Annotated in this window: 15 protein-coding genes; 4 read left to right on the top strand and 11 right to left on the bottom strand. The window is 70.1% G+C overall.

Features of this window, described 5'->3' with window-relative positions:
- Window position 1 precedes the first annotated feature (1 nt).
- The 4 genes from ACIBAE_RS24340 to ACIBAE_RS24325 are packed head-to-tail and all read right to left on the bottom strand — an operon-like array spanning window position 2 to window position 2,985.
- Window positions 2–1,330 (bottom strand): NADH-quinone oxidoreductase subunit D, encoded by a 1,329-nt coding sequence (locus ACIBAE_RS24340; RefSeq protein ID WP_399289230.1) that lies wholly within the window; start codon window positions 1,328–1,330, stop codon window positions 2–4.
- Complete coding sequence (locus ACIBAE_RS24335; protein ID WP_399289228.1) at window positions 1,330–2,055, bottom strand: NADH-quinone oxidoreductase subunit C; 726 nt, start codon at window positions 2,053–2,055, stop codon at window positions 1,330–1,332. Before ACIBAE_RS24335 ends, ACIBAE_RS24340 begins: the two co-directional genes overlap by 1 nt.
- Window positions 2,052–2,606 carry a NuoB/complex I 20 kDa subunit family protein gene (locus ACIBAE_RS24330; RefSeq protein ID WP_399289226.1) on the bottom strand — a complete coding sequence of 185 codons (555 nt, stop codon included), beginning with the start codon at window positions 2,604–2,606 and terminating at the stop codon, window positions 2,052–2,054. Before ACIBAE_RS24330 ends, ACIBAE_RS24335 begins: the two co-directional genes overlap by 4 nt.
- Before the next feature lie 19 nt (window positions 2,607–2,625).
- Complete coding sequence (locus ACIBAE_RS24325) at window positions 2,626–2,985, bottom strand: NADH-quinone oxidoreductase subunit A (RefSeq protein ID WP_250299117.1); 360 nt, start codon at window positions 2,983–2,985, stop codon at window positions 2,626–2,628.
- A 770-nt stretch (window positions 2,986–3,755) separates the two neighbouring features.
- Between ACIBAE_RS24325 and ACIBAE_RS24320 the strand changes: the two genes are divergently transcribed.
- Both ACIBAE_RS24320 and ACIBAE_RS24315 read left to right on the top strand, forming a co-directional pair.
- Window positions 3,756–4,640, top strand: coding sequence for a C40 family peptidase (locus tag ACIBAE_RS24320; protein WP_399289224.1), 885 nt, complete (start codon window positions 3,756–3,758; stop codon window positions 4,638–4,640).
- A 215-nt stretch (window positions 4,641–4,855) separates the two neighbouring features.
- Window positions 4,856–5,404, top strand: coding sequence for a glycoside hydrolase family 25 protein (locus ACIBAE_RS24315; RefSeq protein WP_399289222.1), 549 nt, complete (start codon window positions 4,856–4,858; stop codon window positions 5,402–5,404).
- Between the two features lie 95 nt (window positions 5,405–5,499).
- Here the strand turns inward: ACIBAE_RS24315 and ACIBAE_RS24310 are convergent, their stop codons facing one another.
- Both ACIBAE_RS24310 and ACIBAE_RS24305 read right to left on the bottom strand, forming a co-directional pair.
- Window positions 5,500–7,014, bottom strand: coding sequence for a hypothetical protein (locus tag ACIBAE_RS24310; protein WP_399289220.1), 1,515 nt, complete (start codon window positions 7,012–7,014; stop codon window positions 5,500–5,502).
- Between the two features lie 201 nt (window positions 7,015–7,215).
- Window positions 7,216–8,502 carry a geranylgeranyl reductase family protein gene (locus tag ACIBAE_RS24305; protein WP_399289218.1) on the bottom strand — a complete coding sequence of 429 codons (1,287 nt, stop codon included), beginning with the start codon at window positions 8,500–8,502 and terminating at the stop codon, window positions 7,216–7,218.
- A 106-nt stretch (window positions 8,503–8,608) separates the two neighbouring features.
- Between ACIBAE_RS24305 and ACIBAE_RS24300 the strand changes: the two genes are divergently transcribed.
- Window positions 8,609–9,115: a GNAT family N-acetyltransferase gene (locus ACIBAE_RS24300; protein WP_399289216.1), complete on the top strand. Its 507-nt coding sequence runs from the start codon at window positions 8,609–8,611 to the stop codon at window positions 9,113–9,115.
- A 152-nt stretch (window positions 9,116–9,267) separates the two neighbouring features.
- Here ACIBAE_RS24300 and ACIBAE_RS24295 read toward each other — a convergent pair whose 3' ends face one another.
- The 4 genes from ACIBAE_RS24295 to ACIBAE_RS24280 form a co-directional block, all read right to left on the bottom strand.
- Entirely contained in the window at window positions 9,268–9,960 is a 693-nt protein-coding gene (locus ACIBAE_RS24295; protein ID WP_399289214.1) for a demethylmenaquinone methyltransferase, read from the bottom strand.
- Between the two features lie 74 nt (window positions 9,961–10,034).
- Window positions 10,035–10,691, bottom strand: a complete 657-nt coding sequence (locus ACIBAE_RS24290) for an imidazolonepropionase-like domain-containing protein (protein ID WP_399289212.1) — start codon at window positions 10,689–10,691, stop codon at window positions 10,035–10,037.
- A 7-nt stretch (window positions 10,692–10,698) separates the two neighbouring features.
- Complete coding sequence (gene mqnC / locus ACIBAE_RS24285) at window positions 10,699–11,913, bottom strand: cyclic dehypoxanthinyl futalosine synthase (RefSeq protein WP_399289210.1); 1,215 nt, start codon at window positions 11,911–11,913, stop codon at window positions 10,699–10,701.
- A 78-nt stretch (window positions 11,914–11,991) separates the two neighbouring features.
- Window positions 11,992–12,897 (bottom strand): menaquinone biosynthetic enzyme MqnA/MqnD family protein, encoded by a 906-nt coding sequence (locus ACIBAE_RS24280; protein ID WP_399289208.1) that lies wholly within the window; start codon window positions 12,895–12,897, stop codon window positions 11,992–11,994.
- Between the two features lie 340 nt (window positions 12,898–13,237).
- Here ACIBAE_RS24280 and ACIBAE_RS24275 point away from each other — a divergent pair, with 340 nt between their 5' ends.
- Window positions 13,238–13,441, top strand: coding sequence for a cold-shock protein (locus tag ACIBAE_RS24275; RefSeq protein ID WP_267055735.1), 204 nt, complete (start codon window positions 13,238–13,240; stop codon window positions 13,439–13,441).
- 194 nt (window positions 13,442–13,635) lie between these two features.
- Here ACIBAE_RS24275 and ACIBAE_RS24270 read toward each other — a convergent pair whose 3' ends face one another.
- The gene (locus tag ACIBAE_RS24270; RefSeq protein ID WP_399289206.1) at window positions 13,636–15,561 is read right to left on the bottom strand and encodes an AMP-dependent synthetase/ligase; all 1,926 of its coding nucleotides are present in this window, start codon (window positions 15,559–15,561) and stop codon (window positions 13,636–13,638) included.
- Window positions 15,562–15,738 lie beyond the last annotated feature (177 nt).

Raw genomic sequence — 15,738 nt, 5'->3', positions numbered from 1 at the left:
GTCACCGGTCGACGCCTCCCATCACGGGGTCGATGGACGCGACGGCGACGATGACGTCGGCGACCTGGCCGCCCTCGCACATCGCCGCCATCGACTGGAGATTGGTGAAGGACGGGTCGCGGAAGTGGACCCGGTAGGGGCGCGTGCCGCCGTCGGAGACGACATGCGCGCCGAGTTCGCCCTTGGGCGACTCCACGGCGGCGTACGCCTGTCCCGCCGGGACCCGGAAGCCCTCCGTCACCAGCTTGAAGTGATGGATCAGAGCCTCCATGGACGTGCCCATGATGTTCTTGATGTGGTCGAGCGAGTTGCCGAGGCCGTCCGGGCCGAGGGCGAGCTGAGCGGGCCAGGCGATCTTCTTGTCGGCGACCATGACCGGGCCCGGCTCCAGCCGGTCCAGGCACTGTTCGACGATCCGCAGCGACTGGCGCATCTCCTCCAGGCGGATGAGGAAGCGCCCGTACGCGTCGCAGGTCTCGGCGGTCGGGACCTCGAACTCGTATGTCTCGTAACCGCAGTACGGGTCGGACCTGCGCAGGTCGTGCGGGAGCCCGGCGGCGCGCAGGATCGGTCCGGTGGCGCCCAGCGCCATGCAGCCGGCCAGGTCGAGATAGCCGACGTCCTGCATGCGGGCCTTGAAGATGGGGTTGCCGGTGGCGAGCTTGTCGTACTCCGGCAGGTTCTTGCGCAGCGTCTTGAGCAGCTCGCGCAGGGAGTCGACGGCGCCGGCGGGAAGGTCCTGGGCGAGGCCGCCGGGGCGGATGAACGCGTGGTTCATGCGCAGGCCGGTGATCATCTCGTAGGCGTCGAGGATCAGTTCACGATCCCGGAAGCCGTAGATCATGATCGTGGTCGCGCCCAGCTCCATACCGCCGGTGGCGATGCAGACCAGGTGCGAGGAGAGCCGGTTCAGCTCCATCAGCAGGACGCGCAGGACGGTGGCCCGGTCCGGGACGGCGTCCTCGATGCCGAGCAGCTTCTCCACGCCGAGGCAGTACGCCGTCTCGTTGAAGAACGACGTCAGGTAGTCCATGCGCGTGACGAAGGTCGTGCCCTGCGTCCAGTTGCGGAATTCGAGGTTCTTCTCGATTCCGGTGTGCAGATAGCCGATGCCGCAGCGGGCCTCGGTGACGGTCTCGCCCTCGATCTCCAGGATCAGCCGCAGCACACCGTGGGTGGACGGGTGCTGGGGACCCATGTTGACGACGATCCGCTCGTCGTCGGCCTTCGCGGCCGACTGGACGACCTCGTCCCAGTCACCGCCGGTGACCGTGTACACGGTGCCCTCGGTGGTCGCGCGAGGCGTCGCGTGGGGTGTCTGTGCTGACATCAGGAGTACGACCTCCGCTGGTCCGGAGCCGGGATCTGGGCGCCCTTGTACTCGACGGCGATACCGCCGAGCGGATAGTCCTTGCGCTGCGGGAAGCCCTGCCAGTCGTCCGGCATCATGATCCGGGTCAGCGCGGGGTGGCCGTCGAAGATCAGGCCGAAGAAGTCGTACGTCTCGCGCTCGTGCCAGTCGTTGGTCGGATAGACCGACACCAGGGACGGCACGTGCGGGTCGGCATCCGGGGCGGACACCTCCAGCCGGATCAGCCGGCCGTGGGTGAGCGAGCGCAGGTGGTAGACGGCGTGCAGCTCGCGGCCCGTATCGCCCAGGAAGTGGACGCCCGACACCCCCGTACAGAGCTCGAAGCGCAGCGCCGGGTCGTCGCGCAGGGTGCGCGCGACCTGGAGGAGATGCTCGCGGGCGATGTGGAAGGTGAGTTCGCCCCGGTCGACGACCGTCCTCTCGATGGCCTCGCCGGGGGGCACTCCCTGCTCCTCCAGAGCGCCTTCGAGTTCGTCGGCGATCTCGTCGAAGACCCCGCCGGGGCCGCCGTACGGCCGGGCGGTGGCGCCCGGCAGCGACACGGTCCGGACGAGACCGCCGTAGCCGGAGGTGTCCCCGCCGCCGCTGTCGGTGCCGAACATGCCCTTCCGTACGCCGATGACCTCGCCGGTCGCGTCGCGCCCGGACGGGACGTTCTTACCGGATCGCTGCTCGTCACTCACCGCAGCAGCCCCTTCATCTCGATCGTCGGGAGCGCCTTGAGGGCCGCCTCCTCCGCCTCGCGGGCGGCTTCCTCCGCGTTGACCCCGAGCTTGGAGCCCTGGATCTTCTCGTGGAGCTTGAGGATGGCGTCCATCAGCATCTCGGGGCGCGGCGGGCAGCCAGGCAAATAGATGTCAACAGGCACAACATGGTCAACACCCTGAACAATGGCGTAATTGTTGAACATACCGCCCGATGATGCGCAAACCCCCATGGAAATAACCCACTTGGGATTGGGCATCTGGTCATAGACCTGCCGCAGCACGGGCGCCATCTTCTGGCTCACCCGCCCTGCCACGATCATCAGATCGGCCTGGCGCGGCGAGCCGCGGAAGACCTCCATGCCGAACCGCGCCAGGTCGTACCGCCCGGCGCCGGTCGTCATCATCTCGATGGCACAGCAGGCGAGGCCGAACGTGGCGGGGAATACGGAGGATTTCCGCACCCACCCCGAGGCCTGTTCGACGGTGGTCAGCAGGAAACCGCTCGGCAGCTTCTCTTCGAGTCCCATTGGTGGCCCCTCAGCCCCTTTAGTCCCATTCCAGACCGCCGCGCCGCCACACATACGCGTAGGCGACGAAGACGGTGAGCACGAAGAGCAGCATCTCCACGAGCCCGAAAAGCCCCAGGGAGTCGAAGGTGACGGCCCAGGGGTAAAGGAAGACAATCTCGATGTCGAAGACGATGAAGAGCATCGCCGTCAGGTAGTACTTGATGGGAAAACGGCCGCCTCCGGCCGGCGTCGGCGTGGGTTCGATACCGCACTCGTACGCTTCAAGTTTCGCCCGGTTGTACCGCTTTGGGCCGATAAGCGTGGCCATGACCACGGAGAAGATCGCAAACCCAGCTCCGAGGGCGCCGAGCACGAGGATGGGCGCATAGGCATTCACGCTCCTCAGCTCCTTCCAGTCGTCCTTGACCGTTGGACCGCACCGGGCATTCATCTCGCCGCCCCACGGAAGATCCCTGAAGATCGCGAACATGTGAGGCAGTTCACAAGCCCGACTGCCCCGCATCCTATGCCTGGCGGTCTGTGATCTGCGACACGGGGTACGCCAACCTCTTTGTGATCTACGCCACCTGACGAACGATCATGAAGTCGGATGAGCGGTGACCTTCACACGCGAAGCGGCCGAGTGATCACCAGATGTGACATCCGAGCACGTCAGTGCTGGTCGGAGGCGTGTCGCCCTATCAAGCGATGCACCGTACAAGCAAATTGGCGACGTGGGCGATCGAAGTGATATGGCGTCGGGGACCCACTCGGACGGGGGGCGCCGGGGACCGATGTGGACACGTGCACGCATTCACGAGCAACCAGGACGGGGCGGCGAACGTCTTCCGACAAGGCCCCACGGGCGCCCGGCCGAGTCCGTGACCGGCCCGCACCCCCGACGGTGACCATCCTGTGACCCTTGCCACTCCACTCAACCTTCGCGAAAAGCGGGCTTGGCCACGCGCGTGAAGGGATGGTAAGCGGCGGGCAATTCGGACCTTTCTTGAAAAGACCGTGATCACAGCCATGATCACGAGTGACCGTTATGACCGTTACGGCGTCAATAAAGGTCCCTGGCAGGCAGTTTCAGGCATTCCGCACTGAACTGTGGCGCAACGCACGTTTCTTGACGGGAACCGGGGCTCGCCTGATAGCCGTAGATCCATGTCCCTCACCGCTCACATACCCAGCCACCGGAAGCCCCGCCGCAGAGCGTCGAAGGTCGCCCTCCGTGCCGGAGTTGCCGGTGGCGTCCTCAGCACCATCGCGGTGGCCGGTGCCGCCGGGCCGGCGACCGCCGAGCCCGTGACCGAGACCATCGAAATGCCGACGCTCACCCCCACGATCACCGCCGGGCTCGCCGCGAGCTTCGCGCAGTCGGCCGAGGCCACCCAGCGGGTCGCACTCGGCCTGGAACTGCGCGCCGAGGAAGACGCCGCCGCCGTCAAGGCCGCGCGGACCGCCGTGAAGGCCCACTCCGAGGCGGAGCGCGAGGCCAAGGCGAAGAAGAAGGCCGAGGAAGCCGCGAAGGCCGACCGCGCCGAGGCCGAGGCCACCGCCGAGCGCGCCTCCCGCTCCAGCGCGCGCACGACGCTCACCCCGCTCTCCGCGAGCTCCGGCTCCCCCTCGGGCTCGGGCTCGGGCTCAGGCTCGGGCTCAGGCGCCCCCACGTACAGCGCCCCGTCGAAGGCCACCGGCTCCGCGGCCTCCGTCGTCGCCTTTGTCCGGGCGCACGTCGGCGACGCGTACGTCATGGGCTCCACCGGCCCCAACGCCTGGGACTGCTCCGGCCTCGTGCAGGCCGCGTACCGCCAGATCGGCATCGACCTCCCGCGCGTCTCCGGCGCGCAGTCGACAGCCGGCACCCAGGTCTCCCTGAGCAACCTCCAGCCGGGCGACATCCTTTACTGGGGCGGCGCGGGCAGCGCGTACCACACCGCGATCTACGTGGGCGGCGGCCAGTTCGTCGGCGCGCAGAACCCCAGCTCCGGCGTGGTCCTGCGGTCCCTGGACTACGACCGGCCGAGCGGCGCGGTCCGCGTCCTCTGAGCCCCGCCGACCTGTAGACAGCCACGCGAAACCTGACGGGCCGTGGTTCCCCACTCCGGGGGGAACCACGGCCCTTCGGCGCGTTCGGGCGGATGCGGACGCCGATCGCGGGGAAGGGGTGCGGGGAACGGAACCATCACTTCTGGGTAGAAGTGACGTGAACTCTTCGTTCCGCGTCGTACCACGGGCGTTCGCTCGGCCCAGGAGGCACCACCATGACCGTCAAAGGCATTGATGTTTCGTCGTACCAGAGCACCACGTTCAGCACGAGCGGCCTCGACTTCGTCTTCGTCAAGGCCACGGAAGGAACCTCGTACCTCAATCCGCGCATGACCGCGCAGGCCGCGCACGCCCGCGCCGCCGGTGTGGTGGTCGGTTTCTACCACTTCCTGCGGCCCGGTGACATGAAGGCGCAGGCCGCGTACTTCGTCACGAAGTGCGCCAGCATCGAAGGCGATCCGCTCTTCGCCGACTGGGAGGACGACGGGGTCTCCTGCGCGCAGAAGGACGCGTTCATCGCCGAGGTGAAGCGGCTCCGGGGAGGCAGCCACCGGGTCGGGCTGTACTGCGGGCAGTACTTCTGGCTGCACCACGACACCACCAGCAACGCGGGCGACGCCCTGTGGATCGCGGACTACGTGACCGCCGGAAAGCCCCGCATCAAGGCCGCGTGGAAGTTCCACCAGTACACCGACAGCCCCATGGACACGAACGTCGGTGCGTTCGCCGACCGCGCGGCGCTGCGGAAGTGGGCGGGTGCCTGACCGGAAGAGGGCCGGTTCCGGCACCCCGGCCCTGTCCGCGCCCCGGCCCTCCCGGAACTGACGCCGGTCGCGGCAAGCTCTGCCCCGTAGCGGAACTAGACCTCGCCCACGGTCTCCGGCGTCTCCTGGACAGGGTGCACCACCAGCTGCCGCAGGTCGCGGGCGAGTTCGGCCGCCGCGTCGTGGTCGGTGCCGTTCCCGGTCTCCCCGGCCTCCTCGGCGAGGAAGACGACGGTGCCGAAGCTGCCCTTGTCGGTCCAGCCGCACGCCACCCACGCCAGACCCGTCAGATTGGTGAAGGGCGTGCACTCCATCCGGCCGCCGTAACGGCCGGGGTCGGGGCTCCAGCTGTCACCGACGTCGGAGGCGGAAGCCAGGAGTCCCTGCCGGACCGCCGAGGCCATGTTGGCCGGCATGTCGCGGAAGTCCCCGATCCCGCCGGCGACGACGATGGCGGCCTCGCCGCGCTCCGCGTCGCCGTAGAGGTAGCCGAAGCCCTCCCCGTCGGTCCTGCCGAGTTCCCAGGATTCCATCATCGACGCGAGGATGTCGTTGGTATCGGAGTCGTGGAGCCGGTCCATCCCCAGGTAACCCTCCGGCGCGGACACCTCGTAGCGCGGATACGACCGGTACTGGGCATTCGCCCACACCGCCGCGACGAGCGCCGGCCCGACGACCACCACGGCGACCAGCACGGCCGCCCACTTCTCACGGAGCGAGAACGGCGGGACCGGCGCCAGGGACGGCGCGGGCGGAATCGGCCCTACCGGCTCCCCGGGCGAGCCGGGCGCCAGGGCGGATCGTACGAGAGCCCAGGCCCGGTGCCGGGCTCCGCGCAGCGTCCACCCGAGCAGGCAGACCGGCAGGAGGAAGAGCAGGGAGAAGAGCCGTGTCCAGCCGGGGAGATGGAGAGCGGGCACGGTGAGATGCGCCGCGCCCAGGAGCACCGCGAGGACCAGGTTGGCGCCCAACGGGGCCCGCACCAGGGGGCGCAGGACTGCCCCTCCGGGCCGGGCCAGTGCCGTCAGTGTCTCGGCGCGGACCACGAGCCGCCCGTCGTGAGGATGCGCGGCCGCGAGCGCCCTGGCCCGGTGCGCGGCGGTCCGTACGTCGTCGGCGGCCAGCGCCTGGCGCGCGTCGTACCGCTGCACCCGGTCCGCGGAGGGCTCACGGGGCAGGAGCCGGCCCCTGTCGTTCTCGGCCTGCTCGGCGCTCAGCGCCTGCGGTGATCCGGGAGCCAGTTCACGCAGCCGCTCGGCCAGTTCGGGTCCGCGCCGGTAGCGTCCGGGCCGCTCGACGACATCGCTGTTCAGGCACAGCTCCGCGTAGGCGGCGAGGATGTCGAGATGGTCCGGGAAGGCCGCGAGGCCTTCGCGATAGACGAGCTCGGCGCGGTCGTCATGGTCGTCGTCGTCCTCGGCGGCGTGCCCCCGGCCGAGCAGCGCGTACAGCCCGCCGTCCGGTCCGAGGTCGTCCAGCGCGCTCCTGGCGGCCCGGCGGGCCTCGGCGGCCTCCCCGTCCCGCAGGAGTGTTTCCACATGGGCGCGCGCGGACGCGTAGGCATCGGAATCCGCGCGCGCGGGCGCGGTCTCTTCGGCATCGGCCTGCATGTGTGGTCCCCACCCCTGATGTGCGCCGATCCCCTCGGCAGCGCCACTATCACGCGGCCCGCCGGCCTTGGTCAACCGGAAGACCACAGGCCGCCGCACACCGCATGCACCAACGCGACAGGGCGGCGCACCCACTCCACCCGGAGTGTGTCGCCGCCCTGCTCCACGCCCCGGCGGACCGCCCGGGGCACAACGTGCCGCTCAGGCCTTCGGGGCCACCTTGCTCAGGCCGTTGATGATGCGGTCCATCGCGTCGCCGCCCGTCGGGTCCGTCAGGTTCGCCAGCATCTTCAGCGTGAACTTCATCAGCAGCGGATGTGTCAGACCACGCTGCGTGGCGATCTTCATGACCTTCGGATTGCCGATCATCTTCACGAACGCGCGGCCCAGCGTGTAATAGCCGCCGTAGGTGTCCTTCAGGACCTTCGGGTAGTGCTGGAGGGCCAGTTCGCGCTGGGCCGGGGTGGCGCGCGCGTGGGCCTGGACGATGACGTCGGCGGCGATCTGGCCGGACTCCATGGCGTAGGCGATGCCCTCGCCGTTGAACGGGTTGACCAGCCCGCCCGCGTCACCGACGAGCAGCAGGCCCTTGGTGTAGTGCGGCTGGCGGTTGAACGCCATCGGGAGCGCGGCGCCCCGGATCGGCATCGTCATGTTGTCCGGGGTGTATCCCCAGTCCTCCGGCATCGACGCGCACCACGCCTTGAGCACCTCGCGCCAGTCCAGCTCCTTGAAGGAGTCGGAGGTGTTGAGGACACCCAGCCCGACGTTGGACGTCCCGTCGCCCATGCCGAAGATCCAGCCGTAGCCGGGCAGCAGCCGGTCCTCGCCCGGGCCGCGCCGGTCCCACAGCTCCAGCCAGGACTCCAGGTAGTCGTCCTCGTGGCGGGGCGAGGTGAAGTACGTACGGACCGCGACGCCCATCGGCCGGTCCTCGCGCCGGTGCAGCCCCATGGCGAGCGACAGCCGGGTGGAGTTGCCGTCGGCGGCGACGACGAGCGGGGCGTGGAAGGTGACCGGGGTCTTCTCCTCGCCCATCTTGGCGTGCACGCCGGTGATGTGGCCGGTGCGCTCGTCGATGATCGGCGCTCCGACGTTGCACCGCTCGTGCAGCCGCGCGCCGGCCTTCTGGGCCTGCCGGGCCAGCTGCTCGTCGAAGTCGTCGCGCTTGCGGACGAGTCCGTAGTCCGGGTACGAGGCCAGCTCCGGCCAGTCGAGCTGGAGCCGGACGCCGCCACCGATGATCCGCAGGCCCTTGTTGCGCAGCCAGCCCGCCTCTTCGGAGATGTCGATGCCCATCGACACCAGCTGTTTGGTCGCGCGCGGGGTGAGACCGTCGCCGCAGACCTTCTCGCGGGGGAACGCCGTCTTCTCCAGCAGCAGGACGTCCAGGCCCGCCTTGGCGAGGTAGTACGCGGTGGTGGAGCCGGCCGGGCCCGCTCCGACGACGATCACATCTGCGGTGTTCTCGGAGAGGGGCTCGGTCACAGCGGGTTCTCCCGAAGACTTGAGATTACGTACCGGGCGGCACTGGGCACGTGCAGTCTATGGGTGCGTACCCATACCTCCTGTGAAGGGCTGCCTCGTGAACGACATGACCAAGCCGCTCCCCTTGATGGGCCTGCGCGTCCCCACGGACGAGGACGCGCTCTCCTGGCACCGGGTCTTCGCCCACCCGGATGTGATGGAGTTCCATGGCGGCGCCCCGGCGGAGCTCTCGGTGTACGAGGAGCTGACCGCCCGCCAGCGCAGACACGACGCGGAGCGCGGCTTCTGTTTCTGGACGATCGTGGGCGAGGAGGACAAGGTCGTCGGCTTCACCGGGGCGCAGCCCTGGCCGCACGAGTCGTTCGGTCCCGTCGGTGAGATCGAGATCGGCTGGCGGCTGGGCCGCGACCACTGGGGGCGCGGTTACGCCACGGCCGCCGCACGCGCCACGCTGGAGCGGGTACGGGAGGCGGGCGTCGGCCAGGTCGTGGCGATGGTGAGCCCGCGCAACGAACGCTCGCTGGCGGTGGCGCGACGGCTGGGGATGGAGCGGGCCGAGACGTACACCACCTCGTCGAAGCAGGAGGCGCACTGCTTCCGGCTGGCGCTCTGAGGGCCTGAGGCGCTGGCGCTCCGAGGCCCTGAGGCGCTGGCGCTCCGAGGCCCTGAGGCGCTGGCGCTCCGAGGCCCTGAGGCATCGAGGCACCGACAGCGGTGCGGGCGGGCGGCCTCCCTCAGCGCCTCGAAGGAGGGCCGCCCGTGCCGTCAGGCCCGTACGCCCCGGTGCAGCGCCACGATCCCGCCCGTCAGATTCCGCCAGGCCACCTGGGACCAGCCCGCGCCCTGCAGCCGCGCCGCGAGCGCGGGCTGGTCCGGCCAGGCGCGGATGGACTCGGCGAGATAGACGTACGCGTCGGGGTTGGAGGAGACGGCGCGCGCGGTCGGCGGCAGCGCGCGCATCAGGTACTCCGTGTAGACGGTCCGCAGCGGCGCCCAGGTGGGGTGCGAGAACTCGCAGATCACCACGCGTCCGCCCGGCTTCGTCACCCGGTACAGCTCGCGCAGCGCGAGGTCGGTGTCCTGCACGTTGCGCAGCCCGAAGGAGATCGTCACCGCGTCGAAGGACGCGTCGGCGAACGGCAGCTTCGTCGCGTCCCCCGCCGTGAACGGCATCCACGGATGCCGCTTCTTGCCCTCCCGCAGCATGCCCAGCGAGAAGTCGCAGGGCACGACGTACGCGCCGGTGGCGGCGAACGGCTGCGAGGAGGTGGCGGTACCGGCGGCGAGGTCGAGGATCTTCTCCGCCGGGCGCGCGTTCACGGCCCTGGCGACGGCCTTGCGCCACACCCGGTCCTGGCCGAGCGAGAGCACGTCATTGGTGAGGTCGTAGTTCTTCGCCACGCCGTCGAACATCGAGGCGACTTCGTGCGGCTGCTTGTCCAGAGATGCCCGGGTCACTCGCGTTCGGCCTCGCTTGTCTTGGGTCAGGTCCGGTGCGGTACGCGCGTCATTCTCGCAGGCGGGTCCCGGCGTCATGCGCGCCGGTGGACGAGTCGCCCGCCGAGGACGGTGGCGACACAGCTGCCCGCGCCGTGCTCGGCCAGCGCCGCGTACGGATCACCGTCGGCCGGGATCGCGAACACCGCGAAGTCGGCGTCGGCCCCCGCGCCACTCCGCAGGGGAAGCAGGAACGCCTCCTCGGCCGGCCGTCCCGCGAAGGGGTCGAACGAGGGCGGACCCGGCGGGTCCGTGAACCGCTCCTCGCTGCTCAGCCCCGCGCGCGCCACGGCGTCCCGTACCGCGTCCCGCCACAGGTCGCCCGCGACCGCGACGGTGCCGTGCGCCAGCATCCGCTTCGTCCCGCGCCGGGCACTCGCGCCCCAGCGGGCGTCGGTCATCTCCAGCGCGGCGAGCGCCTCACCCGTCAGAGGCTCGGTGCCCAGCTCGGCGGCCTCGCGCGGATCGGGGTGGTACGCGGCCTCCAGCAGCTCGGGGCCGTACGGATTGCACAGCCCGGGCGTGAGGACCCCGGGCCAGCGCCGGACCCGGGCCGCCGGGTGCGCGGCGGCCAGCTCCTCGTACGGGCCGAGAGCGGCGAGGGCCCGGCCGTCGACCAGGACCGCACCGCCGGGCACGGGCTCGTCCCCGCGTCCCGGCAGCAGCACGTCCGCGCGGTGGATCGTCAGCACGGCGGTGTCAGTTGGCGCTGAGCAGCTTCAGTTCCGGGTGGGCCGTGCCGCCCTCGATCGCCGTCGACGAGATGTGCGAGACCACGCGGTCGTCGACCGGGTCGTCCGCCGGGTCGTCGTGCACGACGAGGTGCTCGTACGTCGTGGCGCGCTGCGCCGGGACGCGGCCCGCCTTGCGGATCAGGTCGATGATCTCCAGCCGGTTGGAGCGGTGCCTGGCCCCGGCCGACGACACCACGTTCTCCTCCAGCATGATCGAGCCGAGGTCGTCGGCGCCGTAGTGCAGCGACAGCTGGCCGACCTCCTTGCCCGTGGTCAGCCAGGAGCCCTGGATGTGCGCGACGTTGTCGAGGAAGAGCCGCGCGATCGCGATCAAGCGCAGGTACTCGAAGAGCGTGGCCTGCGTCTGGCCCTTCAAGCGGTTGTTCTCGGGCTGGTAGGTGTACGGGATGAACGCGCGGAAGCCGCCCGTCCGGTCCTGCGTGTCACGGATCATCCGCAGGTGCTCGATGCGCTCGGCGTTGGTCTCGCCCGTGCCCATCAGCATCGTGGAGGTGGACTCGACGCCCAGCCCGTGCGCGATCTCCATGATCTCCAGCCAGCGCTCGCCGGACTCCTTGAGCGGCGCGATCGCCTTGCGCGGCCGCTCGGGCAGCAGCTCGGCGCCGGCGCCGGCGAAGGAGTCGAGACCGGCGGCGTGGATCCGCCGGATCGCCTCCTCGACCGAGACCTTGGAGATCCTGGCCATGTGCTCGACCTCGGACGCGCCGAGGGAGTGGATGACCAGCTGCGGGAATTCCTTCTTGATCGCCGCGAAGTGCCGCTCGTAGTACTCGACGCCGTAGTCCGGGTGGTGGCCGCCCTGGAACATGATCTGCGTGCCGCCGAGCTCGACCGTCTCCGCGCAGCGGCGCAGGATGTCGTCGAGGTCGCGGCTCCAGCCCTTGGCGGTGTCCTTGGGCGCGGCGTAGAAGGCGCAGAACTTGCACGCCGTCACACAGACGTTGGTGTAGTTGATGTTCCGCTCGATGATGTACGTCGCGATGTGCTCGGTCCCCGCGTACCGGCGGCGCCTGGCCCCGTCTGCGGCGGCGCCCAGTGCGTGCAGCGGCGCCGAGCGGTAGAGGACGAGCGCTTCCCCGGGCGTGATGCGCCCGCCCGCCGCCGCACGGTCAAGGACCCCAGTGACATCTACGGACGTGAGGTCGGCCTTCTCGGTCACCGGGCGGGTCCTTCCCAAGGGGGATGTAACGACCGAACCAGCCTACGCCAGCCCACTGACAAGCCCCGTCGCGCCCTGTCAAGCCCTGTCGGTGGCGGTCGGTGCCGTGAGCAGCTCCACCCGGACGTCGGCCGGATAGCCGGTCGACGGGCCGGTCCGGCGCGCGAACTCCCGTACGCCCGCGAGCTGGTCGGGGCCGAAGCGGAAGTCGAGCGTCGTGAAGTAGCGCTCCAGCAGCTCCGCGTCGAAGGACTCCCAGCGCGCCGCCTGCTTGGCGACCTTCGCGACCTCCTCCAGCGAGAGGTCCCGGGAGGCCAGGAACGCCTCGTGCACCTTCCGTACGCCCTCCGGCTCGCGCGCCAGATAGTCCTTGCGCGCGGCCCAGACCGCGAAGACGAACGGCAGCCCGGTCCAGTCCTTCCACATCAGTCCCAGGTCGTGGACCTGGAGACCGAGCCGCGGCGCGTCGTGCAGCGAGGCGCGCAGCGCCGCGTCGCCGATGAGCACGGCCGCCTCGGCCTCCCGCATCATCAGGCCGAGGTCCGGCGGGCAGGTGTAGTAGTCCGGCTCCACTTTGTACTGCTCGCTCAGCAGCAGCTGGGCCAGCCGTACAGACGTACGGGAGGTGGAGCCGAGGGCCACCCGGGCGCCGTCCAGTTGCTCCAGCGGCACCTGCGACACGATCACGCAGGACATGACGGGGCCGTCGCAGCCGACCGCGAGATCGGGGAAGGCGACCAGCTCGTCGGCGTTTCGGAGGAATTCGACGAGGGTGACGGGGGCGATGTCCAGGTCGCCGCGCACCAGCCGCTCGCTGAGCTTCTCGGGTGTGTCCTTCGTCAGTTCGAGATCGAGAAGGGTGCCGGTCCTGGCGAGCCCCCAGTAGAGGGGGAGGCAGTTCAGGAACTGGATGTGGCCGACGCGGGGCCGGCTGCGACGTCCACCGCCGCCGAAGGCACCCTCCGCGCCCACTCCGGCTGCCACTCCGGCTGCCACTCCGGCTGCCGCCGTCTCTGCCGCCGCCTCTGCCTCTGCCGCTTGGTTTTCCGCTCGACTGTCCACATCGCGAGGCTAGACCCGGCCCCCCTGACAGGCAGCCCCGGGGCGCCGTTCGTCAGCCCCTGGGCCCCTCGTCAAACGTCCGGGTGAAGTGATCTTCACCTCTACCGCGCCGCACACGCTGCGTGCTAGGCTCGCCGCAAGTTGCAGTTTGGTTTCCCTTGCAGTACAGAGCCTGCGGAGCATGTGACCCGCAGGCTTTTGTAGTTTTCAGACTTCTTAGCAGGTTCTGGAGCAGGGCAACCCTTTGGCCCAAGGAGGGCTTATGGCTACCGGAACCGTCAAGTGGTTCAACGCTGAAAAGGGCTTCGGCTTCATCGCCCAGGACGGCGGCGGCCCGGATGTCTTCGTCCACTACTCCGCGATCAACGCGTCTGGCTTCCGCTCCCTCGAGGAGAACCAGGTCGTGAACTTCGACGTCACCCAGGGTCCGAAGGGCCCGCAGGCGGAGAACGTCATCCCGGCCTAGTTGCCCGGTTGGTCGATCGCGAACAACGTGAGTAGCAGTACCCAAGGAGCCCTGCTCCCCCACTCGGGTGGGGAAGCAGGGCTCCTGCCTTTTCCGCCGCTACCCGCGCCCGCCGTAACGCACCCGCGCCCGCGCCCGCCGTGACGCGCGCCGTGCCCGCCGCACCCGCGCCGCGCCGGCCCGTGCTCCGCGTGTCACTTCGCGTACAGGCTCTCGATGTCCGCCGCGAAGTCCTCCGCGATCGCCGCCCGCCTCAGCTTCAGCGAGGGGGTCAGATGGCCGCCCTCCTCGGTGAAGTCGGCCGTCAGCACCCGGAACCGGCGGATGGACTCGGCGCGGGAGACCAGGCGGTTGGCCTCGTTGACGGCGCGCTGGAGGGTGCTCAGCAGGTCCTCGTCCTCGACCAGGTCGGCCAGAGGCACCGCCTGCTTCCTCTTCATCTCCCGCCAGTGGGCGAGGCCGTCCGGCTCCAGGGTGATCAGAGCCGTGACGTACGAGCGGTTGTCGCCGACGACCATGCACTGGCTGACCAGGGGGTGGGCACGCAGCCAGTCCTCCAGGGGCGTCGGCATGACGTTCTTGCCGCCCGAGGTGATGATGATGTCCTTCTTGCGGCCGGTGATCGTGAGGTAGCCGTCCTCGTCCAGCTCCCCCAGGTCCCCCGTGGCGAACCAGCCGTCCGCGTCCAGCGCCGTCACCGGCTCGCCCGACTCCGCGTCCCAGTACCCGGCGAACACGTGTCCGCCGCGCAGCAGCACCTCGCCGTCCTCGGCGATCCCCACCGTCGTGCCGGGCATCGGCCAGCCCACCGTGCCCAGGCGGGGCTTGAGCGGCGGGGTGACGGTCGACGCGGCCGTCGTCTCCGTCATGCCGTACCCCTCGAAGATCTCGATGCCGGCGCCCGCGTAGAACGCGGCGAGCCGGCGGCCCAGCGGGGAACCGCCGCAGATCGCCTGCTGCACCTTGCCGCCGAGGGCGGCGCGGATGCGGCGGTAGACCAGCGGGTCGTACAGCGCGCGGGCCGTCCGCAGGCCGAGCGAGGGGCCGGGACCCGTGCCGTGTTCCGTCGCCTCGACGGCCTGACCGTACCGCTCGGCGATCCTCGCCGCCCGGTCGAAGGACGCGGCGCGGCGCATCCTCTCGGCGGTGGCGCGGCCGGTGTTGAAGACCTTCTCCAGGACGTACGGGATGGCCAGCAGGAACGTCGGCCGGAAGCCCGCCAGATCCGCGAGCAGGTCCTCGGTCCTGATGGACGGCGCGTGCCCGAGCCGTACCCGCGCGCGCAGACAGCCGATCGCGACCATGCGCCCGAAGACATGGGAGAGCGGGAGGAAGAGCAGCGAGGAAGGGGGCTCCTTGCTGACCGATGTGAAGACGGGGTGGAGCAGCTCGATGGCGTTGTCCACCTCCGCGAAGAAGTTGCCGTGGGTGAGGACGCAGCCCTTGGGGCGGCCCGTCGTCCCCGAGGTGTAGATGAGCGTGGCGATGGACTCCGGGGTGAGGCGGGCGCGGCGCTCGGTGACGGCCCGGTCCGGGAGGAGTTCGCCGGCGCGGCGCAGGATGTCGACGGCGCCGGTGTCGAACGTCCACAGGTGCGTGAGGCCGGGCAGTTGCTCCCGCTCCTGGCTGATCAGCCAGGCCTGTTCCCTGTCCTCCACGGCGCAGGCGACGGCGCCCGAGTCCTGGAGGATCCAGCGCGCCTGGAAGGCGGAGGAGGTCGGGTAGATGGGGACGGTGACCAGGCCCGCGGCCCAGGCCGCGAAGTCCAGCAGGGTCCACTCGTAGGTCGTACGGGCCATGATCGCGAGCCGGTCGCCGGGCCGCAGTCCCCGCGCGATCAGCCCCTTGGCGACGGCCAGGACGTCCTCGGCGAACGCGGCGGCGGAGACGTCCCACCACGTGCCGTCCCCGCGGTTCCGGCTGATGACCGCCTCGTCCGGGGCCTCCCGCGCGTTGTCGAAGGGGATGTCGGCGAGTGAGCCGCGCCGGACGGGCGGGACGAGCGGCGGTACGGAGGCTTCCCGGACCCGCCCGTCCACCCGCACCTTCACGGGCTCGACCAGGGATATGGGCCGCGGATCGGGGGCGCCGCCGGCGACCGCGGGGACAGGAACGGACAAGTACGGCTCTCCTCGTCGTGCGACGTACCGAGGAGCGAATGTAGGTGCGCGCGGGTGGCGAGGACAATGGCGGTCAGCTATCTGCACGTCACCGGCACAGCACCCGGCCGTTTCCCGCCAGGAACACCGGCCTCACAGCCGCGGCACTCGACGGGCCCCCTCCCCCGGTGTCCGGAG

It is taken from the genome of Streptomyces sp. NPDC051569, assembly GCF_044454085.1.
Classification (GTDB): Bacteria; Actinomycetota; Actinomycetes; order Streptomycetales; family Streptomycetaceae; genus Streptomyces.
Note: the sequence above shows the minus strand (reverse complement) of the source record. Positions and strands in the feature narration are given on the sequence as shown.

What these genes read in the sequence shown, in the direction of transcription:
- ACIBAE_RS24275 (WP_267055735.1), top strand. Translation starts at nt 13,238, where the DNA reads ATGGCTACCGGAACCGTCAAGTGGTTCAACGCTGAAAAGGGCTTCGGC.
- ACIBAE_RS24320 (WP_399289224.1), top strand. Translation starts at nt 3,756, where the DNA reads ATGTCCCTCACCGCTCACATACCCAGCCACCGGAAGCCCCGCCGCAGA.
- ACIBAE_RS24340 (WP_399289230.1), bottom strand. Translation starts at nt 1,330, where the DNA reads ATGTCAGCACAGACACCCCACGCGACGCCTCGCGCGACCACCGAGGGC.
- ACIBAE_RS24330 (WP_399289226.1), bottom strand. Translation starts at nt 2,606, where the DNA reads ATGGGACTCGAAGAGAAGCTGCCGAGCGGTTTCCTGCTGACCACCGTC.
- ACIBAE_RS24300 (WP_399289216.1), top strand. Translation starts at nt 8,609, where the DNA reads ATGACCAAGCCGCTCCCCTTGATGGGCCTGCGCGTCCCCACGGACGAG.
- ACIBAE_RS24315 (WP_399289222.1), top strand. Translation starts at nt 4,856, where the DNA reads ATGACCGTCAAAGGCATTGATGTTTCGTCGTACCAGAGCACCACGTTC.
- ACIBAE_RS24310 (WP_399289220.1), bottom strand. Translation starts at nt 7,014, where the DNA reads ATGCAGGCCGATGCCGAAGAGACCGCGCCCGCGCGCGCGGATTCCGAT.